Annotated in this window: 14 protein-coding genes and 2 rRNA genes (1 of these 16 cut by a window edge); 13 read left to right on the top strand and 3 right to left on the bottom strand. The window is 59.9% G+C overall.

Features of this window, described 5'->3' with window-relative positions; translation table 11 throughout:
• The 3 genes from NWV16_RS19310 to mrdA all read left to right on the top strand — a co-directional run.
• A 23S ribosomal RNA gene (locus NWV16_RS19310) occupies nucleotides 1–2,494 on the top strand; it begins 397 nt to the left of the window's first position.
• Nucleotides 2,495–2,644: 150 nt separating this feature from the next.
• Nucleotides 2,645–2,760, top strand: a 5S ribosomal RNA gene (gene rrf / locus NWV16_RS19305).
• A 217-nt stretch (nucleotides 2,761–2,977) separates the two neighbouring features.
• Entirely contained in the window at nucleotides 2,978–4,870 is a 1,893-nt protein-coding gene (gene mrdA / locus NWV16_RS19300; RefSeq protein ID WP_260520360.1) for a penicillin-binding protein 2, read from the top strand.
• 143 nt (nucleotides 4,871–5,013) lie between these two features.
• On the opposite strand, the gene NWV16_RS19295 is transcribed toward mrdA, so the two are convergent.
• Nucleotides 5,014–5,949, bottom strand: coding sequence for a LysR family transcriptional regulator (locus NWV16_RS19295; RefSeq protein ID WP_260520359.1), 936 nt, complete (start codon nucleotides 5,947–5,949; stop codon nucleotides 5,014–5,016).
• A 161-nt stretch (nucleotides 5,950–6,110) separates the two neighbouring features.
• Between NWV16_RS19295 and NWV16_RS19290 the strand changes: the two genes are divergently transcribed.
• From NWV16_RS19290 to NWV16_RS19260, 7 genes are all read left to right on the top strand, one after another.
• Nucleotides 6,111–7,421, top strand: a complete 1,311-nt coding sequence (locus tag NWV16_RS19290; RefSeq protein WP_260520358.1) for an MFS transporter — start codon at nucleotides 6,111–6,113, stop codon at nucleotides 7,419–7,421.
• 22 nt (nucleotides 7,422–7,443) lie between these two features.
• Nucleotides 7,444–8,682: a Zn-dependent hydrolase gene (locus NWV16_RS19285; protein ID WP_260520357.1), complete on the top strand. Its 1,239-nt coding sequence runs from the start codon at nucleotides 7,444–7,446 to the stop codon at nucleotides 8,680–8,682.
• A gap of 3 nt (nucleotides 8,683–8,685) precedes the next feature.
• Nucleotides 8,686–9,711 carry a histone deacetylase family protein gene (locus NWV16_RS19280; protein ID WP_260520356.1) on the top strand — a complete coding sequence of 342 codons (1,026 nt, stop codon included), beginning with the start codon at nucleotides 8,686–8,688 and terminating at the stop codon, nucleotides 9,709–9,711.
• 246 nt (nucleotides 9,712–9,957) lie between these two features.
• Nucleotides 9,958–11,862 carry a sigma-54-dependent Fis family transcriptional regulator gene (locus tag NWV16_RS19275; RefSeq protein ID WP_260520355.1) on the top strand — a complete coding sequence of 635 codons (1,905 nt, stop codon included), beginning with the start codon at nucleotides 9,958–9,960 and terminating at the stop codon, nucleotides 11,860–11,862.
• Complete coding sequence (locus NWV16_RS19270; protein WP_260520354.1) at nucleotides 11,862–13,580, top strand: ABC transporter ATP-binding protein; 1,719 nt, start codon at nucleotides 11,862–11,864, stop codon at nucleotides 13,578–13,580. Before NWV16_RS19275 ends, NWV16_RS19270 begins: the two co-directional genes overlap by 1 nt.
• Complete coding sequence (locus NWV16_RS19265) at nucleotides 13,570–14,247, top strand: S8 family serine peptidase (RefSeq protein WP_260520353.1); 678 nt, start codon at nucleotides 13,570–13,572, stop codon at nucleotides 14,245–14,247. Before NWV16_RS19270 ends, NWV16_RS19265 begins: the two co-directional genes overlap by 11 nt.
• On the top strand, nucleotides 14,244–15,539 hold the full coding sequence (locus NWV16_RS19260) for an FAD-dependent monooxygenase (RefSeq protein ID WP_260520352.1): 1,296 nt from the start codon (nucleotides 14,244–14,246) through the stop codon (nucleotides 15,537–15,539). The genes NWV16_RS19265 and NWV16_RS19260 overlap by 4 nt, the downstream gene beginning before the upstream one ends.
• A gap of 16 nt (nucleotides 15,540–15,555) precedes the next feature.
• Here the strand turns inward: NWV16_RS19260 and NWV16_RS19255 are convergent, their stop codons facing one another.
• Nucleotides 15,556–17,046, bottom strand: coding sequence for an aldehyde dehydrogenase family protein (locus NWV16_RS19255; protein ID WP_260520351.1), 1,491 nt, complete (start codon nucleotides 17,044–17,046; stop codon nucleotides 15,556–15,558).
• Nucleotides 17,047–17,402: 356 nt separating this feature from the next.
• Here NWV16_RS19255 and NWV16_RS19250 point away from each other — a divergent pair, with 356 nt between their 5' ends.
• Nucleotides 17,403–17,600, top strand: coding sequence for a hypothetical protein (locus NWV16_RS19250; RefSeq protein WP_065260744.1), 198 nt, complete (start codon nucleotides 17,403–17,405; stop codon nucleotides 17,598–17,600).
• A gap of 266 nt (nucleotides 17,601–17,866) precedes the next feature.
• Here the strand turns inward: NWV16_RS19250 and NWV16_RS19245 are convergent, their stop codons facing one another.
• Entirely contained in the window at nucleotides 17,867–19,801 is a 1,935-nt protein-coding gene (locus NWV16_RS19245) for an amidohydrolase (RefSeq protein WP_260520350.1), read from the bottom strand.
• Nucleotides 19,802–20,169: 368 nt separating this feature from the next.
• Here NWV16_RS19245 and peaA point away from each other — a divergent pair, with 368 nt between their 5' ends.
• Together peaA and peaB are read left to right on the top strand one after the other, a co-directional pair.
• Nucleotides 20,170–21,750, top strand: a complete 1,581-nt coding sequence (gene peaA, locus NWV16_RS19240) for a quinohemoprotein amine dehydrogenase subunit alpha (protein WP_260520349.1) — start codon at nucleotides 20,170–20,172, stop codon at nucleotides 21,748–21,750.
• 82 nt (nucleotides 21,751–21,832) lie between these two features.
• Nucleotides 21,833–23,263 (top strand): quinohemoprotein amine dehydrogenase maturation protein, encoded by a 1,431-nt coding sequence (gene peaB, locus NWV16_RS19235; protein ID WP_260520348.1) that lies wholly within the window; start codon nucleotides 21,833–21,835, stop codon nucleotides 23,261–23,263.

Raw genomic sequence — 23,263 nt, 5'->3', positions numbered from 1 at the left:
GGGGGACCATCCTCCAAGGCTAAATACTACTGACTGACCGATAGTGAACCAGTACCGTGAGGGAAAGGCGAAAAGAACCCCGGAGAGGGGAGTGAAATAGATCCTGAAACCGTATGCGTACAAGCAGTGGGAGCAGACTTTGTTCTGTGACTGCGTACCTTTTGTATAATGGGTCAGCGACTTATTTTCAGTGGCGAGCTTAACCGAATAGGGGAGGCGTAGCGAAAGCGAGTCTTAATAGGGCGTCTAGTCGCTGGGAATAGACCCGAAACCGGGCGATCTATCCATGGGCAGGTTGAAGGTTAGGTAACACTGACTGGAGGACCGAACCGACTACCGTTGAAAAGTTAGCGGATGACCTGTGGATCGGAGTGAAAGGCTAATCAAGCTCGGAGATAGCTGGTTCTCCTCGAAAGCTATTTAGGTAGCGCCTCATGTATCACTGCTGGGGGTAGAGCACTGTTTCGGCTAGGGGGTCATCCCGACTTACCAAACCGATGCAAACTCCGAATACCAGCAAGTGCCGAGCATGGGAGACACACGGCGGGTGCTAACGTCCGTCGTGAAAAGGGAAACAACCCAGACCGTCAGCTAAGGTCCCAAAGTTATGGTTAAGTGGGAAACGATGTGGGAAGGCTTAGACAGCTAGGAGGTTGGCTTAGAAGCAGCCACCCTTTAAAGAAAGCGTAATAGCTCACTAGTCGAGTCGGCCTGCGCGGAAGATGTAACGGGGCTCAAACCATACACCGAAGCTACGGGTATCACGCAAGTGATGCGGTAGAGGAGCGTTCTGTAAGCCTGTGAAGGTGAGTTGAGAAGCTTGCTGGAGGTATCAGAAGTGCGAATGCTGACATGAGTAACGACAATGGGTGTGAAAAACACCCACGCCGAAAGACCAAGGTTTCCTGCGCAACGTTAATCGACGCAGGGTTAGTCGGTCCCTAAGGCGAGGCTGAAAAGCGTAGTCGATGGAAAACAGGTTAATATTCCTGTACTTCTGGTTATTGCGATGGAGGGACGGAGAAGGCTAGGCCAGCTTGGCGTTGGTTGTCCAAGTTTAAGGTGGTAGGCTGAGATCTTAGGTAAATCCGGGATCTTAAGGCCGAGAGCTGATGACGAGTTGCCTTCAGGCGACGAAGTGGTTGATGCCATGCTTCCAAGAAAAGCTTCTAAGCTTCAGATAACCAGGAACCGTACCCCAAACCGACACAGGTGGTTGGGTAGAGAATACCAAGGCGCTTGAGAGAACTCGGGTGAAGGAACTAGGCAAAATGGCACCGTAACTTCGGGAGAAGGTGCGCCGGTGAGGGTGAAGGACTTGCTCCGTAAGCCCATGCCGGTCGAAGATACCAGGCCGCTGCGACTGTTTATTAAAAACACAGCACTCTGCAAACACGAAAGTGGACGTATAGGGTGTGACGCCTGCCCGGTGCCGGAAGGTTAATTGATGGGGTTAGCTAACGCGAAGCTCTTGATCGAAGCCCCGGTAAACGGCGGCCGTAACTATAACGGTCCTAAGGTAGCGAAATTCCTTGTCGGGTAAGTTCCGACCTGCACGAATGGCGTAACGATGGCGGCGCTGTCTCCACCCGAGACTCAGTGAAATTGAAATCGCTGTGAAGATGCAGTGTATCCGCGGCTAGACGGAAAGACCCCGTGAACCTTTACTATAGCTTTGCACTGGACTTTGAATTTGCTTGTGTAGGATAGGTGGGAGGCTTTGAAGCGTGAACGCCAGTTTGCGTGGAGCCATCCTTGAAATACCACCCTGGCAACTTTGAGGTTCTAACTCAGGTCCGTTATCCGGATCGAGGACAGTGTATGGTGGGTAGTTTGACTGGGGCGGTCTCCTCCTAAAGAGTAACGGAGGAGTACGAAGGTGCGCTCAGACCGGTCGGAAATCGGTCGCAGAGTATAAAGGCAAAAGCGCGCTTGACTGCGAGACAGACACGTCGAGCAGGTACGAAAGTAGGTCTTAGTGATCCGGTGGTTCTGTATGGAAGGGCCATCGCTCAACGGATAAAAGGTACTCCGGGGATAACAGGCTGATACCGCCCAAGAGTTCATATCGACGGCGGTGTTTGGCACCTCGATGTCGGCTCATCACATCCTGGGGCTGAAGCCGGTCCCAAGGGTATGGCTGTTCGCCATTTAAAGTGGTACGCGAGCTGGGTTTAGAACGTCGTGAGACAGTTCGGTCCCTATCTGCCGTGGACGTTTGAGATTTGAGAGGGGCTGCTCCTAGTACGAGAGGACCGGAGTGGACGAACCTCTGGTGTTCCGGTTGTCACGCCAGTGGCATTGCCGGGTAGCTATGTTCGGAAAAGATAACCGCTGAAAGCATCTAAGCGGGAAACTTGCCTCAAGATGAGATCTCACTGGAACCTTGAGTTCCCTGAAGGGCCGTCGAAGACTACGACGTTGATAGGTTGGGTGTGTAAGCGCTGTGAGGCGTTGAGCTAACCAATACTAATTGCCCGTGAGGCTTGACCATATAACACCCAAGCAATTTGCGCTTAAAAGCCAGATTGCGGTGTGTGAAGACGAAACGAACCGAAAGTTCGAGTTCACAAACACCGATGGCTGTCACATACCCGATTTGCTGAAGCGAGGCCATCTGGTCACGACTCGGCACACAGAATTTCTTGACGACCATAGAGCATTGGAACCACCTGATCCCATCCCGAACTCAGAAGTGAAACGATGCATCGCCGATGGTAGTGTGGGGTTTCCCCATGTGAGAGTAGGTCATCGTCAAGATTAAATTCCGAAACCCCGATTGCGAAAGCAGTCGGGGTTTTGTTTTGTCCGCAGGAAAGTGCTCGACGCAGGTGGGCCGGCTGTCGTGATGGCAACCATTGGGGAAATCCCTCTGAAATGACCTCGCGGTTTTTGGTATGGTGCTGCTCGTTTTTTAACGGACTGACGTCACGCCCAAGGATCGGCGCTCATTTTTGTCAAAAGAGTTGCTGCAGAAATGCCTGAAGCCATACCCATCAAGGATCACGAGAAAGAGAAACATCTGGTCAACAAGCGGCTGATCGCTTGTGCCTTGTTCGTCTTTGCGATCAGTTGTGCGTTGGTGGTTCGTCTCTACATCCTGCAAGTGGTGGAATTTGACTATCACTCGACCATTTCCGAAAACAACCGCGTCCATGTCTTGCCTATCCCGCCAACGCGAGGACTGATCTACGACCGCAACGGTGTGCTACTGGCCGATAACCGCCCAAGCTACAACTTGACGATCACTCGCGAACGCGCAACCAACGTCAATCAGGAGCTGGACGAAGTCATCAGTCTCCTGCACTTGCCCGCTGAAGATCGCACAGTCTTCGACAAGGCGATGAAACAGTCGCGCCATCCGTTTACGCCGGTAACGCTGTTTTATGAGCTGACCGAGGAGCAGATCGCCGTACTGGCCGTCAACGAGTTCCGCTTGCCGGGACTGGACGTCGAACCGCAGTTCATCCGCAATTATCCGCTCGGTGCGCATTTCGCACATTCCATCGGTTACGTCGGCCGCATTAACGAAAAAGAATCGAAAACGCTCGATTCCGTCGAGTATCGAGGTACGCAATCCATCGGCAAGACGGGTGTAGAACGGTTCTACGAAGCTCAATTGCACGGCCATGTCGGTTACGAAGAAGTGGAAACCAATGCCCAGGGCCGGGTATTGCGAGTCCTGAAGCATACCGACCCGGTGCCCGGCAAAAACATCGTCCTCAGCCTCGACGTCAAACTTCAGGAAGCCGCCGAAGCGGCATTGGGCGACCGTCGCGGATCAGTGGTTGCACTGGACCCAACTACCGGTGAGGTATTGGCCATGGTCAGCAACCCGAGCTTCGACCCCAATCTGTTCGTGACCGGTATCAGCTCCAAGGAATACTCGGCACTGCGTGACTCCATCGATCGGCCACTATTCAACCGAGTGCTGCGCGGCTTGTACGCGCCCGGTTCGACGATCAAGCCCGAAGTGGCGATCGCCGGGCTCGACGCCGGAGTGGTCACGCCACAGACCCGCGTCTTCGACCCGGGTTACTACCAACTGCCGGATTTTGATCACAAGTACCGCAACTGGAACCACAGCGGCGACGGCTGGGTGGACATGGATGCGGCGATCATGCGCTCCAACGACACTTATTTCTACGACTTGGCGCACAAGCTCGGTATCGATCGCCTGCACGATTACATGGCGATGTTCGGCCTCGGCGAGAAGGTCTCGCTGGACATGTTTGAAGAGTCTCCCGGCCTGATGCCGTCCCAGGCCTGGAAGCGTGCCACCCGGCGTCAGGCCTGGTTTCCCGGGGAGACAGTGATTCTCGGCATCGGCCAGGGTTACATGCAGGTCACGCCGCTACAGTTGGCACAGGCCACCGCGTTGATTGCCAACAAGGGCGTCTGGAACCGTCCGCATCTGGCAAAGACGGTCGACGGTGTTGCCCCGGTGGACGAACACCCGATGCCGAATATCGTGCTCAAGGATCCGCGTGATTGGGATCAGGTCAACCACGGCATGCAGATGGTGATGCACGATGCCCGGGGCATCGCTCGCGCCGCTGCTGCCGGTGCTCAGTACCGCATCGCGGGCAAGAGTGGTACGGCGCAGGTCGTGGCGATCAAGCAGGGGGAGCGTTACAACCGTGAGAAAACCCTTGAACGCCATCGTGACAATGCCTTGTTCGTCGGATTTGCCCCGGCCGAGCATCCGAAGATCGCCATTTCGGTGATGATCGAGAACGGTGAGGCCGGTGGTCGGGTCGCAGGTCCGGTGGTTCGGCAGATCATGGACGCCTGGCTGCTCGATCAGGACGGGCACTTGAAGCCGCAATACGCTGCGCCGACCAAGCCACCGGGCGATCCCCACGTGTAATTCGCCGCAGCTTCACAGCACAGGCTCACGCAGGCTGAGCATGTGCTGGAAGCTGTCGAGGAACACGGTTTCCATCCTCACGCCGTACATGTCTTCGGCGGCAGCTCGCGACTGCATGGCCGAGTAGATCGCCGACTGCTCGGTTATTGATCCGCCAGACAGGCCTGCAAACGCTCGATGAACAGCGTTTCGGCCCGACTCATTCGCTGCTCGCGGTTCCACAGCAAATGAATGTCGACATCGGCAATCCCCTCGTGGGGCGGCAGGCGCCAGAGCAGTCCGGCCTCGACATCCGCCGCCACCACGTGTTCCGGCAGGCAGCCGATGCCGAATCCGGCGATCACCAGTCGCCGTACTTCTTCAAGGCTCGGCGATGACGCGACGATACGTCCGCTGAAGCCTTGCTGATCGCGAAAGATGGTCAGGGGCGAGAGCATCCCGCCAATCTGGTCGCTGGTGAAACTCACGAAATTCTCACGCTGCAAATCACCCTCGACGACGTCCCTGCGGCCAAACAGCGTGTGATGTTTGCCACAGAAAAACGCATAGCGCTGACGCAGGAACAGACGCTGTTCCAGACGCGGCTGCGGGCGGCGATTGAGGCTCAGGCCAAGGGTCGCGGTTTTCTCCTGAAGTGCGCTGACGATATCCGAGCTGCGCATGACATCGACCTCCAGATCGACCCTTGGATATTGCCGATGAAAGTCAGCGAGGAAGTCATCGAAACGCTCGGAAAAGATCCGGCTGATGATCAGCAGCCGCACCTTGCCGATTACTTCGTCGGCCGGTTGCTCCAGCAGGCTGCTGACCTGGGACACCTGCCCGTAGATCTCGCCCGCCAGTTCAAAGATCTGCTCGCCGACTTCGGTGAGGGCAAAGCGCGGGCCGCGCCGGGCAATCAACTGACGACCCAGTTGTTCTTCAAGACGCTTAAGCGCCTGGCTCACTGCCGGTTGGGTCAGGTGCAGACGGGCGGCGGCGCGGCTGATGCTCAGCTCCTGGCCGATCACCCTGAAGGTGCGCAACAGGTTCCAGTCAAGGCGGTCGTTGAGCAGGCGCTGGACGTCGCGTTCGGCCATGGGGATTCTCGATTATAAGGTTTGTTAATAATCGGAATAATAAATAGAAAATTGACTGATCATAGCCCCGGAACGATAAATCCCCCCAGACAGGCGCCGTCAGAGCGCCTCGGATTTACCGTTTAACTCCTGCCAGAAAAACAATCAAAGGAGCCGACCCCATGAAGCCTCACGCTTCGAACCAGCCGCGCCGTGCGGCAGCCGCAGCCTTTATCGGCACCATGATCGAGTGGTACGACTTTTACATCTACGCCACCGCCGCCGCGCTGGTGTTCGGCGCGCTGTTCTTTCCCTCCGACGATCCTCTGTTCAGCACCATGGCCGCCTTCGGCACCTTCGCCGTGGGCTTTTTCGCCCGTCCGTTGGGCGGGATCATTTTCGGTCATATCGGCGACCGTATCGGCCGCAAGAAGTCGCTGATCATCACGCTGCTGATGATGGGCGTGGTCACGGTGTGCATCGGCTTGCTGCCGACTTATGCACAGATCGGCGCGGCGGCACCGGTGTTGCTGATTCTGCTGCGCATCGTTCAGGGCATCGCCGTCGGCGGCGAGTGGGGCGGGGCGGTGTTGATGGCCGGCGAGCATGCGCCGAAGGGCCGGCGCAATTTCTTTGCCTCGTTCGCGCAATTGGGCAGTCCGGCGGGGTTGATCCTGTCGCTGCTGGCCTTCAGTGCCGTGACCCGTTTGCCGGAGGAAGACTTGATGAGCTGGGGCTGGCGTCTGCCATTCCTCGCCAGTGCGCTGTTGCTGCTGGTGGGGCTGGCGATCCGCCTGGGCGTGAACGAGTCGCCGGAGTTTCTTGCCAGCCGCGAACAGGCCATCCGACAGGTCAAGAAAGAACAGGCGCCGGTCATGGAAGTCCTGCGCACCGCATGGCGCCCGCTGTTGCTGTGCATCGGCGCCAACACACTGGGTATCGCCGGGGTGTATTTCACCAACACCTTCATGATCGCCTACACCACTCAGCAACTGGCGCTGCCACGCTCGCTGATTCTGGAGTGCCTGTTCTTCGTCGCGATCATTCAGTTCTGCATTCAGCCGCTCGCGGCGTGGATGGCGGAAAAGATCGGCGCGACGCGTTTCCTGTGCCTGGTGTCGCTGCTGGCGATGGCCTCGCCGTACCCGATGTTCGTGCTGGTCAGTTCGGCCCAGGCGCCGCTGATCATTCTTGGCATCGCGCTGGCGGTGGTGTGCATGGCCTCGTTTTATGCGGTGATCGCCGGGTATGTCAGCGGCATGTTCGAAACCCGCGTGCGCTACACAGCCATCTCGCTGGCCTATCAGATTTGCGGTGCAGTGGCCGGTGGCCTGACGCCGCTGATCGGCACAATGCTGGCGCACAAATTCACCGGGCAATGGTGGCCGATGGCGCTGTTCTACAGCCTGATCGCCGGCATTTCGCTGCTGTGCGTGCTGTTCCTCGCCCGTCGTCATGCCAGTGCCCATCGGGCGGAAATGGCCCGCGTCTAACCCGGAATTTCAGGAGAACCTCATGTTGAAGATCAACGGCGAACGCCTGTGGGCGAGTCTGATGGCCATGGCCGAAGTCGGTGCCACCGCACGTGGCGGCAGCTGCCGCCTGGCATTGAGCGACGAAGACAAGGCCGGTCGCGAACTGTTCGCCCACTGGTGTCGTGAAGCGGGCATGACCCTGAGCGTGGACGCCATCGGCAACCTGTTCGCCCGCCGCGCCGGTACCGATCCGGACGCTGCGCCGGTGATGATGGGCAGCCACCTCGACACCCAACCCGAAGGTGGGCGTTTCGATGGCGTCTACGGCGTGCTCGCCGGCCTGGAAGTGGTGCGTTGCCTCAACGACCTCAATATCCAGACCCGCAAACCGCTGGAAGTGGCGGTGTGGACCAACGAAGAAGGCGCGCGTTTCACCCCGGCCATGTTCGGCTCGGCCGTGTTCACCGGAATCATGGATCTGAACGCCGCGCTGGCGGTGCTTGATGCCGATGGCATCAGCGTTGCCGAGGCCTTGCAACGCACCGGATACGCCGGTGATCGCCCGTTGGGCAGCGCGGTGGATGCCTATTTCGAAGCGCACATCGAACAGGGCCCGATCCTTGAAGACAACGCCAAGAGCATCGGTGTTGTCACGGGTGGTCAGGCGATCCGCTGGCTCGACGTGCGCGTTGAAGGCATGGCCGCCCACGCCGGCACTACGCCGATGCCGCTGCGCAAAGACGCCTTGTACGGCGTGGCGCGGATGATTCAGGCAATCGAGGGTCTGGCCACGGATTTTGCGCCGGAAGGCCTGACCACTGTGGGCGAGTTGAGCATCAACAAATCCTCGCGCAACACCATTCCGGGGCTGGTGAATTTCACCGTCGATCTGCGTCATCACCGCGACGACGCCATTGCCGCCATGGAGCAACAAGTCCGCGCCCGGCTGCAGGCCATTGCCGATGGCCGTGGCCTGAGCCTGACGATCACCCCGCACTGGATCAGCCCGGCCACACCGTTCGACGCCGAATGCGTGGCAGCCGTGCAAGAGGCGGTGGATGCGCTGGGCTACGCTCAGCAATCGATTGTCAGCGGCGCCGGGCATGACGCGATTCATCTGGCGCGCTACTGCCCGACGGCGATGGTGTTTATTCCGTGCGTCGGTGGCTTGAGCCATAACGAGGCCGAAGATGTGTTGCCCGAAGACGTGAAGCAGGGCACCGATGTTTTGCTCAATGCCGTGCTGGCCCGCGCCGGTCGAATCGAACAAGGAGTCTGAAGCATGCGCAGTTTTTTCCATCCCGAACAATTGCTCCACCATCCACGCAGCTATTACTCCCGTGGCCAGATGCGCACGCCGCAGGAAGTCCCGGAACGTGCGCAGCGTCTGGTGCAGGCCGCCCACGGTCTGGGTTTCAGTGTCGAGCAACCCGCCGATGCCGGCCTTGCGCCGTTGCTGGCGGTGCATGGTGCGCCGTATCTGACGTTCCTTACGGAAGCACACGCACGTTGGAAGGAAATCCCCGAAGACTGGGGCGATGAGGTGATGTCGAACATCTTCGTCCGCGAGCCCAACGCCCTGCGCGGTATCCTCGCCCAGGCTGCACGGTATCTGGCGGACGGCAGTTGCCCGGTCGGCGAACAGACCTGGCGTTCGGCCTATTGGTCGGCGCAAAGCGCCGTGGCCGGAGCTCTGGCGCTGATCGATGGCGAACCGGCGGCGTATGCCCTGTGCCGTCCACCGGGGCACCACGCCCGGGCTGAAGCGGCGGGTGGTTTCTGTTACGTGAACAACGCGGCGGTGGCGGCGCAGGTGCTGCGTGAAAAATTTGAAAAAGTCGCCGTGCTCGACACCGACATGCACCACGGCCAAGGCATTCAGGAAATTTTCTACGACCGCGATGACGTGCTTTATGTCTCGGTGCATGGCGATCCGACCAACTTCTATCCGGGCGTTGCCGGGTTCGCCGATGAGCGCGGCAGCGGTGCGGGGGAGGGCTTCAACCTCAACCTGCCGATGGCCCATGGTTCAAGCGAGGCGGATTTCCTCGGGCAACTGGACGTCGCATTGAACGCGGTGCGCGAATTCGGTTCCGAAGTGCTGGTGCTGTCGCTGGGTTTCGACATTTACGAGCTGGACCCGCAAAGCAAAGTTGCCGTCACCGGTGAAGGCTTCGCTGCATTGGGTGAGCGTATTCGCAGCCTCGGCGTTCCATGCCTGATCGTGCAGGAAGGCGGCTATCACCTGGAAAGTCTCGAAGACAACGCCCGGGCGTTTTTCGTGAATGCCGAGTTGTGGCAGATCTGAAATTGATGCGATCCGACAGGCCGTCATCGCTGGCAAGCCAGCTCCCACAGTACTGTGGTTGACTGCGGGATTTGCGGCCACGCCAAACTCTGTGGGAGCTGGCTTGCCAGCGATGAACGATAACGCAATCCACCTGCTGGAACACAAGCGCCCTGCGGTGCTTGCCATCGCCCTGACGTTAACGTAAACATTGGCGTCAGGGCGCTGATGTAAAGAAGCGCAAAGCGGACCGCTGCGGAGCGCTTGATGACTCTAATAAAAACAACCGATCCCAAGTCTCACCACGAAGCCCGGCTGGCCCGGGAAAAACTCCATCTCGAAGGTCAGGTCCCGGATGGTGTGTTGCGTGCGGAGATCGATGCTTCGTGGCGGCGCAGCCTGAGCCACGGCGTGCATTTCAATGGCAAACATGAGCTGACGCTGGAATCGAGCGGGAGTCTTGACGTCTTGCTGGCGAGCAATCGCCTGCTGCTCGATGCCGCCATGCCGGCCATCGATTACCTGGCCGAGCGCCAAGGCAAGGAAGGTCTGATCATCCTCGCCAATTCCGACGCCACCATCCTCGCAGTGGAGGGGCGGGCCGACCGGCTCAAGGGCAGCGGCCTGCAGGACATCACCCTCGGCGCCTGCTGGAGCGAAGCCGCCCGAGGCACCAACGCCCTCGGCACGGCGCTGGTCGAAGCGCGACCTACCCTGATCGATTGTGGCGAACACTACCTCGACCGCCTCACCGATTTCTCTTGCACCTCGGTGCCGATCCATTGCCCTCAAGGCGAAATTCTCGGCGTCCTCGACCTCACCCGTGAGGGCCCTCTGGGGCGCGTCCACGACAGTACCGCGCTGCTGAGCATGGCGGTCAGCCAGATCGAGAGTCGGGTCTTCAACAACAGCTTTCCCGATCAGATCGTCCTGGCGTTTCACAGTCGCCGGCAGTATCTCGAATCGCCGTGGCAAGGCCTGCTGGCGGTGAGTCTCGGCGGGCAGATTCTGGCGGTCAGCGCCCAGGCCTGTCAGTTGCTGCGGGCCGAGCGTTCGGCACTGGTCGGCAAGCGCTGCGAAGAATTCCTCGGGGTCGATGGCGTGCAATTGCTGACCCGTCTGCAACAGGGCGGCGTCGGCAGTGTGCAAACCGCCAAGGGCGAGTTTTTCTACAAGACCCTGCGAGCCCCGGCGCGCTCGGTCAATCTCGGTGGCCCACCGCGCAGCGTGGCGAAAACCGCCAAGCCGAAACCTGATCTGGAAGCGCTGGCCGGCAACAACGCCCGTTATGCCCGAGCCCTGCGTATGGCCCGCCAAGGTCTTGCCAATGAGTTGCCGGTGTTGCTGCTCGGCGAAACCGGCACCGGTAAAGAAGTGATCGCCCGCGCCCTGCACCTGGCCGGCAGCCGCAGCGACAGACCTTTTGTAGCCGTGAACTGCGCGGCGATCCCCGAAGGCCTGATCGAGTCGGAACTGTTCGGCTACCGCGAGGGCGCGTTCACCGGTTCGCGCCGTGGCGGCATGATCGGACGCCTGCAACAGGCCCACGGCGGCACGTTGTTCCTCGATGAAATCGGCGATATGCCGCTGGCCTTGCAAGCCCGTTTGTTGCGCGTTTTGCAGGATCGCAAAGTCGCGCCGCTGGGAGCCGGAGAGGAGCAGGACATCGACGTCGCACTGATCTGTGCCACCCACCGCGACCTCAAGCGTCAGGTCGAAGACAAGCAATTTCGCGAAGACCTGTTCTACCGGGTCAACGGCATCAGCGTGATGCTTCCGGCCCTGCGTGAGCGCGATGACTTCGCCGCGCTGGTCACTCGCCTGCTGGGCAAGCTCGATGCGCCAAATGCTGTGCTGCACCACGACCTCAATCGCTTGCTTGCGGGTTATCACTGGCCGGGCAACATTCGCCAACTGGAGATGGTCTTGCGCACCGTTCTGGCGATGCGCGAACCGGGGGAGACGATGCTGACCCTTGATCACCTGCCCGACAGCATGCTCGACGAACTCTCTGCCAGCGAAAAACCCCAGGCCGGCAGCATTCGCGAGAACGAACGGGAGATGATCCGCCAGTCCCTCGACACCCATCAGGGCAATGTCTCGGCTGCGGCAGAAGCCCTCGGCATCAGCCGCGCGACCCTGTATCGCAAACTCAAACAGTTGCGCTCGTGATGCAGCGCCTGTTCGTGCGGCTGATCGACAGCCACAATCCCGCCGCGCTGCAAGCGGCTTTGCGCTGGCTGTACGGTTTCGTGCGGCCGCAGCGGATGGCGATTGCCGGCCTGCTCGGTCTGTCGGTGTGTGCGTCGCTGCTGGTGCTGGTGCAGCCATGGCTGGTCAAGCTGCTGATCGACGACGGCTTGCTGGCGCGCAACTTTCCGATGCTGGTGCTGATCGCGGTGCTGATGATTATCGCCGGGCTGCTCGGCACCGCGCTGTCGGGGATCAACCGCTATTTGCACACACGCTTGTCCGGACGGATTCTGTTTGCCCTGCGCGATGACCTTTACCGGCACTTGCAGAAGCTGTCACCGAGCTTCTACGGCCAGCGGCGGATCGGCGATCTGATGTCACGGCTCGACGGTGATGTGGCGGAGATCCAGCGCTTTGCCGTGGACTCGTTGTTCTCGGCGGTATCGAGTGTGATCGGCCTGGTGGTGGCGATCGCGATGTTGTTCACCTTGTCGTGGAAACTGTCGCTGCTGGCGCTGCTGCTGATTCCGCTCGATGTGCTGTGGCTGCGCTGGATGCGGCGCAAGGTCGAGCGCGATGTGCGGCAACTGCGCGAGCGCTCGGCGGACATGTCGTCGTTCATGGTCGAGACTTTGCCGGTGATGAAATTCATCCAGTCCGCCGGCCAGCAACAGCGTGAAGCCCGGCGCCTGGAAAGCCTCGGACAGGGCTACATGAACCAGTTGCTGCGCCTGCAGGTCACCGAGTTTTTCACCCAGGCGGTGCCCGGCACGTTGACCTCGCTGTCCCGTGCCTGCGCATTCCTGATCGGCGGCTATTGGGTGGTACAGGGCACCTGGCAGCTCGGCGCGCTGATCGCGTTCTCCACCTATCTGGGGATGGCGGTCGGGCCGGTGCAGAGCCTGTTGGGGTTGTACGTGGCGATCCAGCGCATGACTGTCAGCCTGGGACGGGTCATGGAGCTGCGCGGCGAAGAACCCACGGTGTTTTCGCCGGTCACGCCAAGGCCGTTTCCATCTTCGGGTGAACTGCGTTTCGACGCGGTGCACTTCAGCCACCCGGGGCGCCCAAGCACCTTGAGCGGCATCGAAGCGACGATTCCCTGTGGTTTGAAAGTCGCCCTGAGCGGCGGCTCCGGCGTCGGCAAATCGACGCTGATCGATCTGCTGCAACGGCATCACGATCCGCAGTCCGGACGAGTGCTGCTCGGTGACGTGGATCTGCGCGAACTTGAACTGTTCGAACTGCGTCGGCGCATTGCCGTGGTCAGCCAGGACATCGTGCTGTTTCGCGGCAGCCTCGCCGACAACCTGGCTTACGCGGTGCCGGACGCCAGCCGCGAAGCCATCGCCGAGGTTGCACGGCTGGCGCAGCTCGACAGCCTGATCGCGTCGCTGCCCGAAGGCCTCGACAGTCCGCTGGGCGAGCGCGGGCAGCAATTGTCCGGCGGGCAGAAACAGCGGATCGCGATTGCCCGGGCGCTATTGCAGGCCCCATTGATTCTGGTGCTCGACGAAGCCACCTCGGCCGTCGACGAAGCCACCGAGCGCGAGGTGATCGAGGCCATCGACCGGTTGTTTGCCGGGCGTACACGCATCCTTATCAGCCACCGACCGTCGACCCTGGCCGATGCCGACCTGCGTTTCGAACTGCTTGATGGTGTGCTCATCTCGAAAACGGTGCTGCATGAAGCCTGAGTTGCGTATCGGTGTGGTCGACAGCGGACACTCGGCGGCACAGCGGATGCAGGTGATTGCCGGGCGCCGGTTCTCGTTGCTGGAGGACGGTCTGGCGGAGTCGGATCTGCGGGACGATCCGCTTGGCCATGGCAGCGCGGTGATCGAGGCGATCAGCCGTCGCGCACCTGGCGCGCAGATCTGTGTGGCTCAGGTGTTCGATCAACGCGGTGTCACCAGCGCCTTGCAGATTTCTGCGGCCGTTGACTGGCTGGTGGCGCAGGATGTGCGTTTGATCAACCTGAGCCTTGGCATGCGCCAGGATCGCAGCCTGTTGCGCGACACCTGCGCCGCGGCGGTGGCTCGTGGTGTGTTGCTCTGCGCATCCAGCCCGGCGCAGGGCGCAGCGGTGTTTCCGGCGAGTTATCCGCAGGTGCTGCGGGTGACCGGCGATGCCCGTTGCACCGACGAACAGTGGTCGTGGCTCGACAGTGCGCAGGCGGATTTTGCCGCGTGTGTCCGCGGCACTTATCCCGGGCAGTCGGGGGCCAGTCTGGGGTGTGCCGCGTTGAGCGGTCACATTGCCTGCTATCTGCTGGCGCATCCGCAGGCGAGCAATGCCGAGGTCATCGACTGGCTGAAACACCACGCTTTTTATCGCGGCCCTGAACGGCGTTTCGGTCCATGACCGCGATCCTGATTCTCGGCGCCGGGCCAGCCGGTGCAGCGGTGGCGCTGGGGCTGCGACGGTTGGGTTACACCGTGACGCTGGTCAGCGAATGGCGTCGCTTTGCGGCCCTCGAAGGTGTGTCGCAACGGGTACTGGAGGCGTTGCGCGGAGCCGGGTTCAATCATGCGTTGATGGACGCCACGTTGCCGTCCCGGCGACAGGTTTCATGGAACGGCCAGCAGCATGCGCAGAACATTGAGTTTCTGTTGGATCGCCCCGCTTTTGATCGCGGTTTGCGGGAGGACTTGCGGCTGGCCGGGGTTGAGGTGATGGAGGGACGAATCCTCAATGTTCAATCCTCGGCGGGTGGACATCGCGTCGAACTAGATGGCGACCGGATGCTGAAGGCGGATTTCCTGGTGGAAGCCCGAGGGCGACAGGCACCGGCGTCCGGCAAGGGCCTGCGCGGGCCGGAAACGGTCAGCCTGCTCAATCGCTGGCAAGGCGCGCCGGGTGCCACCGCCAGCGCCGTGGAAAGCCTCGAAGACGGCTGGGCGTGGATGGCTCGTCAGGACGACGGCCAGTGTTATTGGCAATGGACGGTGGATGTAGCCAGTGCCGGGTTGCCGCGCAAGGCACAGTTGCTCGAATTCTGCCGGGCGCGGCGTCAGGCTTCGGATTTTGCTCAAGCGTTCTTTGCTGGCGGGCACGAATTGGAGTTGCAACTGCACGCCCGTAGCAGCACCGCGATTCTGGCGCCGCAGGTTTGTGGCGATAACTGGATTCGGGTCGGTGACGCGGCGATGGCGGTCGATCCGCTGTCCGGCAATGGAATCTTTCAGTCGCTGTCTTCGGCATTGCAGGCACCGGTGGTGATCAATACGCTGCTGCGCAAACCCGAGCGGGCGTCGTTGGCCCAACGTTTTCACCAGCAACGGGTTGAGCAACTGTTCTTGCGATTTGCGCGAATGGGCCGGGACTTTTATGCCGATGAACAACGCTGGCCCGATCAGCCATTCTGGCAGGCGCGGCGACAGTGGCCGGACGCTGAAGTGGCGCATGCACAGGCGGATTTTGCTGCGTTGCGCATCGAACGGATGCCGGTGCTGCGTGACGGGTTTGTCGATGAGACCGAGGTGGTGATCACGGCGGATCAGCCGCTGGGGATCTGGCATGTGCAAGGGGTGGAGCTGGCGCCGCTGGTACGGCGGTTGCGCGATGAGCCAGCAAACCAGATGTTGGCGGAGTTGACGCTTGAGCAGGCACGGGCGGTTCGCGGGTGGCTGTTGGCTCAGGGGTTCAAGCCCTGAGCCGTGAGAACTGCCATTACAACTTGATCAACACCGACTTCAATTCGGTGTAATGCTCGATCGCCGCATACCCCATCTCGCGCCCGACGCCGGACATCTTGTAGCCACCAAACGGCAGCGCCGGGTCCAGCGCGCTGTGACAGTTGACCCACACCGACCCTGATTTGATCCGTGGAATCATCCGGTGTACAGCCGCCAGGTCGTTCGACCAGATGCTGGCGCCCAGTCCGTAGGGACTGTCATTGGCCATGCGCAGCGCATCGGCTTCGTCATCGAACGGAATCGCCACCAGCACCGGGCCGAAGATTTCCTCCTGCACCAGCGAATGCTGTTGATCGACATCGACAATCACCGTCGGTTTGACGAAGAACCCCGGCCCGAACTGCTCGCCGCCGCAGGCGATGGTCGCGCCGCTTTCCCGACCCATTTCGATGTAGTGGTAGACCCGCTCCTGCTGGCGCGCGGAAATCAGCGGGCCCATCTCTACGCTTGGGTCGAGACCATTGCCGAGCTTCATCGCATTGGCGATGTCGCTGATGTCGGCTACCACGTTGTCGAAATGCTTGCGCTGCACGTACAGGCGCGAACCGGCGCAGCAGACTTGCCCCTGATTGAAGAAAATCGCACTGGCCGCACCCGCCGCAGCGGTTTTCAGGTCAGCGTCGGCCATGACGATGGTCGGTGATTTGCCACCCAGTTCCAGAGTGACCCGGGTCATCGAGTCCATGGCGATCTTGCCGATCTGTTTGCCGACAGCGGTGGAACCGGTGAAGGTCAGCTTGTCGACCAACGGGTTGTGAGTCAGCGCGGAGCCGGCCGTAATGCCGGTGCCGGTGACCACGTTGAACACGCCTTCGGGATAGCCTGCTTCCAGTACCAGCTCCGCCAGTTTCAGCGCGGTCAGCGGGGTTTCGTCAGCCGGTTTGAGCACCACGGTGCAACCGGTGGCCAGCGCCGGACCGAGCTTCCAGCAGGCCAGCAAAAGCGGGAAGTTCCAGGCGACGATGGCGCCAACCACGCCCACGGCTTCGCGACGAATGAAACTGTGGAACTGATCGCCGGGCATCAGCGGCAGCGAAACGTCGACGCTGGAACCTTCGATTTTGGTCGCCCAGCCGGCCATGTAGCGCAGGAAGTCGATGGCCAGTTGCACGTCCATCACTTGCGCCACCGCCGCGCTCTTGCCGTTGTTCAGGCATTCGAGTTGCGCCAGTTGTTCGGCGTCGCGCTGCATCAGGTCGGCGAGCTTCCATAACAGGTTCTGCCGTTCACGCGGGCGGGTGCGACTCCACGCGGAATCATCGAAAGCCTGACGAGCGGCGAGTACGGCACGGTCGACATCTTCCGGCGTGGCGCGCGGCACTACGCACAGCACTTCGCCGGTGGCCGGGTTGTGCAGCGGCATGGTCTGGCCGTCGGCGGCTTCGACCCAGTCGCCGCCGATCAGCATGCGCGGCGGGCGCTGGATGAATGCCGAGGTGGCAGGAAGCAAGTAGGGCAGGGGCATGGTGAAGACCTCTTGTTGTTCGATGGGATCGAGAGGGCTTTCGCAATGGTTGTGCCAAATGCTGGAAGGTGGCGTACAGCACCGTTTCACGGGCAGACGGAGGAAGCGATCGAGTGGTAATGGGCGTGAATTTGTCTCAAAACGCGACATTCATTGAGATGCAGGATACGCGTCCTACAAAGCCAATGCCGCTGTGATGGGACCTCGGCGAAATCGGGCCGTTTCAGCAGTAGGAAAAATCGCCCGTCTGACAGTTTTTACCGACTGGTGGAGGCATGACGTACGAGCTAAGTTGCTTTGTGTATAGGGGGTTCCTGCCATGGATTTGGCGGGTCAGTGTTTTCACAGGGATGTCGATGAACAACTTAACCATTCGATGGCTAACCAATTTCATGATAGGCGTGGGGACTGGATTTCTGGTGACGGGGATTGCGGCGCTGTTGATCGGCGACCTGACCGATGTCGATACGATTCGGGCAGGCGCCTGGATGGCTTCAACCAGTTTTTTCGTAATCGTTACCTCATTCGGTGTTGCCATGATGGAGGGGAAATGATGGCGGCTTTAATTGTGGGGCTGTGGTGTATGGGCGTCAGTTTGCTGCTCGCGTATGGGTATCACCGGGATCGTCGAATTCAAGCGGCCCAGCGTGATTCCGCGGCATTGGCAGCCAAGGCCCGCGCACACTGTGAATGCTCGATGGTTTGCAACAATTGTGGGCGTTACAAGGTTCACCCGGACAATTCCGTTCGCTAGATCGGGCCCTGCGGCTGACCGATCCCGACCATCCGGCCAGATAGCCGGGTGATCGGGCGTTATCGGTCAGGGTAGAGGGTTGGTGTACACCTTGTGCCCACCTTTCCAGGTTTCGCAGACCTTGATGTCGCGGATATCGGTGGCCGGAACTTTTTCGTCGAGCGGGTTTTTCTCGAGAATCACGAAGTCAGCGAAATGCCCGTCCTGCAATGAGCCGGTAAAGGCATCGGCGTGGCACTGCCAAGCCGCGTCGTAGGTGATGGCTTTCAGCGCCTGTTGGCGGGTCAGGCACTCTCCCTCATTGAGGATCGGTTGTTGGCGAGGATCACTGATGAAATTGCCATCGGCGTCACGAATACCTTCCATTTTACGAGTGATGGCTTGCTCCATCGAGCGCAACGGCCCCAGCGGCGTCACGGTGCAGTCGCTGTGCAGCGATATATGCAGATGCAGGTCTGCGGCGGTCTTGCACAGGTCGAGCATGTCGCTGGCCTTGTCTTCGAAAATGGCCTGATCGAACGCATAGCCCCAGTAACCGACATGACCGATCAGAAAGCTCGGCGAGATGCCCAGTGCTTGTAATCGCCGTGTGGTGTCTTTGGTCATCAATGAGCAGTGCTCAATGCGATGGCGCTTTTCCAGGCCACTGCGATTATCAAGGGCCTCCTCATACGCGTTCAGTGTGAAATCGATCGCCCGATCGCCATTGGCGTGAATCATCAACGGCCAACCGGTTGCCATGGCGGCAGCCAGAAGCTTTTTATAAGCCGAAGGTGTTGATTCGGGCTGCGGGTCGTCAGCGTCACAGATGTTGAAATTGCCATGACTTGGCTTTGTTTCGCAGCAATAGGCTTCTTTCTGATAACCAGTCAGTCCCTGGTTGGAACCGTCCGAAATCAACTTTATGCCGCCTTGATACAGAGACTGCGCGGCCTCCTTGGTCACTGCCTGATACGGAGGAAAATCGCTGAAGTCTGCACCGGTATGCGGGGCTGCATATCCTATCCGTACATTGCGCGGATAGACGCGCCCGTATAGCTCCAGCACTCGTTTGGAAACGGGATCGACCATTGCGTCGTACAACAACGTGACACCGCGCTGTGAGGCCAGATCGAAATAGTTCTTCATGGCGCCCATGAGGCCCAGCAGTGACTTCAGTAATTGTCTGGGCGGAATCGACTCGATGGCAGGCATTATTTGATTTTCTTCCTGCAGTACACCGTGAGTCTGGTCAATGAAGTCCTTGAGGGTTGGATATTGCTTCAGAAACGATGAATCCACTTCACTCCGGTTTTTGTAAACGATTGCACACGCTGCCGAGTTCAAATAAGCCGTATGCATGGATGCGCTCATCATCAGCAACGGGTTGCTTTTGACGATACTGTCCAGATTGCCGACGTCGTTTACTTGCCCATCGCGATCACCGTTGCAGGAAAAGGTGGTCAGCTGGTTTTTTTGACCGGGGATCAGTCTGAACGGCATCAATGCCGGGTCGACCATGTGGCCCAGAACCCACTCATTCGGATCACTGGGGATATGAGCCGAGAGAGTTTTTTTGAGGTAATCCCAGTTGTAGGGAGAGCGCAGACGTTGTGAGATCTTGTCGATGGGGCCCAGATCCAGCCAGTCGTCCATGATGCAGGATTGCACGATATGTATGTGCGGCTCGATCAGTCCCGGCAACAGCGTTTTATCGCCCAGCGACCGAATCTGATACTTGATGCCGCTGGCGTCCATGAGTTTCTGTACGGCGGCAAGTGTGCCGGAGGCGACTACATCGCCGCGATGGATGCCCAAGGCCTCGACCCGTTCATCCATGTTGCCGTATTTCAGAGGGTAGATCGCCCCGCCAGTGAATATCAATGACTCCCCGGCAGGTTCCGGAGATGGACTGGACTGGCGGGTGAGCGTGTTGAGATCAAGCTTGTGCCGTAAGGCATTCCAGACCGGGTTCTCGCACCCGCAGTGCGTGCAGTTATGACCATTTCCATTTGATCCCATGATGCTTTCCTCAGGTTTTCGGTGGTTTGAGGCGTAAGGCACATGTGTGCGACAGCAAGCGTAGCAGGCACTTTGATATCGGACGGTCAGTCGTCGGCAACCGGGCTTTTGGCACTGCAACTGTGCTTGTCTCACACTGAAACAACTGTCGCGAAATTGGACGCCGGGTCGAACCCCGGAGCCTTGTTCAACGCAGTGATCTTCACGTAACTGCTTGAAAGAAAAGCTTATCGGCAAGCTGGCACGCTCCGTGTATTGCTTACGACAGACGTTTCGCTTGCCTCCGTCCGTGCATCGCCGCGAACGGCAGAAACCATAAAAACGATAAGCCACAAAAATAAGAAAGCACCGTGCGAGGTTCGACGTTGATGAAGAGAAAACTCCGATCAGGCATGAGCGCCAGCCTGCTGGCCGTAGCTGCTTGCGTAGCCCTGCATTCCCCAGACAGTCTGGCGGCCCGTGAGGCCCGGACCATCCTCAAGGAAACCTGCCAGGGCTGTCACACGCCCGAAGCGGGGGAGAAACTGAGTCGCATCAGCCACCAGCGCAAGACCCCGGAAGGCTGGCTGATGAGTATCGCCCGTATGCAGACCATGCACGGTTTACAGATCAGCGATGAAGACCGCCGCACGCTGGTCAAATACCTGGCCGACACCCAAGGCCTGGCGCCAAGCGAAACCGATGGCGTGCGTTATGCGCTGGAGCGGCGGCTGAACACCGTCGAGCAGTTCGACGAGAAAACCGCGCAAATGTGCGGCCGCTGCCACTCCGGTGCACGCATCGCCCTGCAACGGCGTCCGGCTCAGGAGTGGGAGCGCCTGGTGAACTTCCACCTCGGCCAATGGCCGTCGCTGGAGTACCAGGCACTGGCCCGTGACCGCGACTGGTTCGATATTGCCCGCCAGGAAATGGTCCCGCTGCTGGCCAGGCGTTATCCGCTGGACAACCCGGCGTGGCAGGCCTGGCTCAACACCGCGCCGAAAGCCGAAGCCCTGGTCGGCGACTGGAGCTTCAGCGGTCACCTGCCGGGCAAGGGTGAACTGGCCGGCATCATGAGCGTCACCGCCGATGGCAGCGACACCTTCAAGGTCGCCGTCAAAGGCCAGTACGCCGATGGCAGCCCGTTCAACGGCGATGGCAGCGCGATCCTCTACAGCGGCTACGAATGGCGCGGCAACGTCACCGTCGATGGCGTGACCATGCGTCAGGTGTTCGCCGCCCAGGGCAACGCCATGCAGGGCCGGATGTTCGAGGCCGAGCATGATGAGCGAGGTCTGGACTTCATCGCCGCCAAACAGGGCTCCCGACGCTTGCTGGCGGTGCAGCCGGGTTACGTGAAGGCCGGCAGCGAAACCGAAGTGACGCTGATCGGAAGCGGTTTGAGCGGCAAGCCTGACTTCGGCAAAGGCGTGGATGTGATCGAAGTGGTCGAGCAGAACGCCGAGCGGATCAAGGTCAAAGTCAAAGCCGCAGCCAATGCCCAACCGGGTCTGCGTGCGGTCAGTGTCGGCAGCCTGAAAGGCCCGAGCCTGTCGGTATACAGCAAGATTGCCTCGGTCAAAGTGGTGCCGCAATTCTCGGTGGCACGGATCGGTGAAGGCGGCGGTTCGACGCCGAAAGTCCAGGGGCGCTTCGATGCCGAAGCCTGGGGCAAGGGTGCCGATGGCAAGCCGTATCGTATCGGTGTGTTCCCGGCGCAATGGAAAGTCGAAGCTTTTGACGAGCGCGCCAAAGAGGACGAAGACGTCAGGTTCGCCGGCACCATGCAGGCCGACGCTGGTGTGTTTACCCCGGGCGATGCCGGGCCGAATCCGGCCCGCAAGATGTCCACCAACAATGCCGGCAACCTCAAGGTGATCGCCGCTGTCGACGATGCAGGGAAATCCCTGACGGGCGAAGGCCACCTGATCGTCACCGTGCAACGCTGGAACAATCCACCCATTCCCTGAGATGGCCTGAACCTCAACGATTCAGATACTTTTCGGAATGACCGCAAGTCTTGCCAGACGGGGCTTGCACAGGAGGTTTGCAATGGGCGCTATCTTGAATCTGGTCGAACGCAACCTGCACGAAGTGCAAGTCGATGCCGACCGCATGCTGTTCCACATCCCCAGCAGTTCGCTGTTCGCCAGCGATGAACTGACCGGTACCATCATCGATGCGTTGCGCGGCCCCGGCTGTTCCTCGGAAGACCTGATCCAGCGCCTCGGTGCACGGTTCAACGGCGAGGAAATCAACGAGACCCTGCGCGAGCTGATCTCGCTGGAACTGGTCAGCGACGGCTCGCCGCTGACCCCGGACATCGCGGTCAAGCGCGTTGAGCGCACCGCGATCAATACCGTGGTGCTCAACGTCAACACCGGCTGCAACCTGAGCTGCACCTACTGCTACAAGGAAGACCTCGACAAGCTGTCCGCCGGCAAGAAGATGGACGTCGAAACCGCCATCGCGTCGGTGGAAATGCTGCTGCGTGAATCCCCCGATGAAGAGCGTTACACCGTGGTGTTTTTTGGCGGTGAACCGCTGAGCAATCGCAAGCTGATCGAGTACATGGTCGATTACTGCGAGAAGCGTTTTGCCGAGGCCGGCAAGTTCGTCGAGTTCGTGATGACCACCAACGCCACGCTGCTTACCGAAGAAACCGTGGATTACCTGAATGCCCACCGCTTTGGTTTATCGGTGAGCATCGACGGGCCGAAAACCGTGCACGACCGCAACCGCATCACCGTCGGCGGGCAGGGGACCTATGACGTGGTACGGCGCAAGGCCGAGATGCTGCTGTCGCGCTACAACAGCCGCCCGGTCGGTGCGCGGGTGACCCTGACCACCGGTGTCACCGACGTCGAAACCATCTGGGATCACTTGTTCAACGAGGTGGGGTTTGCCGAGGTCGGATTTGCCCCGGTGACGTCCGGTGATATCAGCAGCTTCAACCTGACCAATGCTGAGTTGATCGAAGTGTTCGCCAGTATGAAGCGCCTCGGCCGGCGTTATCTGGAGGCTGCGCTGGAGCACCGCAACATCGGGTTCTCCAACCTGCACCAATTGATCACCGACATCCATGAAGGTCACAAAAAATCCCTGCCATGCGGAGCCGGGCTGAAGATGCTGGCAGTGGATCACAAAGGTGAACTGAACCTGTGCCACCGCTTTACCGGCTCTTCGCTGCCGACCTTCGGCAACGTTCACAGCGGGGTGAAACAGGTCGAGCTGAACGATTTCCTGTCCCAACGCCTGGATCGCACCAACACCGGTTGCCATGACTGTCAGATTCGCAACCTGTGCTCCGGCGGCTGCTACCACGAGAGCTACGCCCGCTACGGCGACCCGGCCCATCCGACATACCACTATTGCGAACTGATGCGTGACTGGGTCGACTTCGGCATCGAGGTCTACACCCGGATCATGGCCGCCAACCCTGCGTTCATCAGCCGCTATATCACTCCGCGCAAGGCTCACTGA

The sequence above is a fragment of the Pseudomonas sp. BW7P1 genome, from assembly GCF_024981055.1.
GTDB lineage: Bacteria > Pseudomonadota > Gammaproteobacteria > Pseudomonadales > Pseudomonadaceae > Aquipseudomonas > Aquipseudomonas bananamidigenes.
This window is presented reverse-complemented; position numbering and strand designations above follow the sequence as displayed.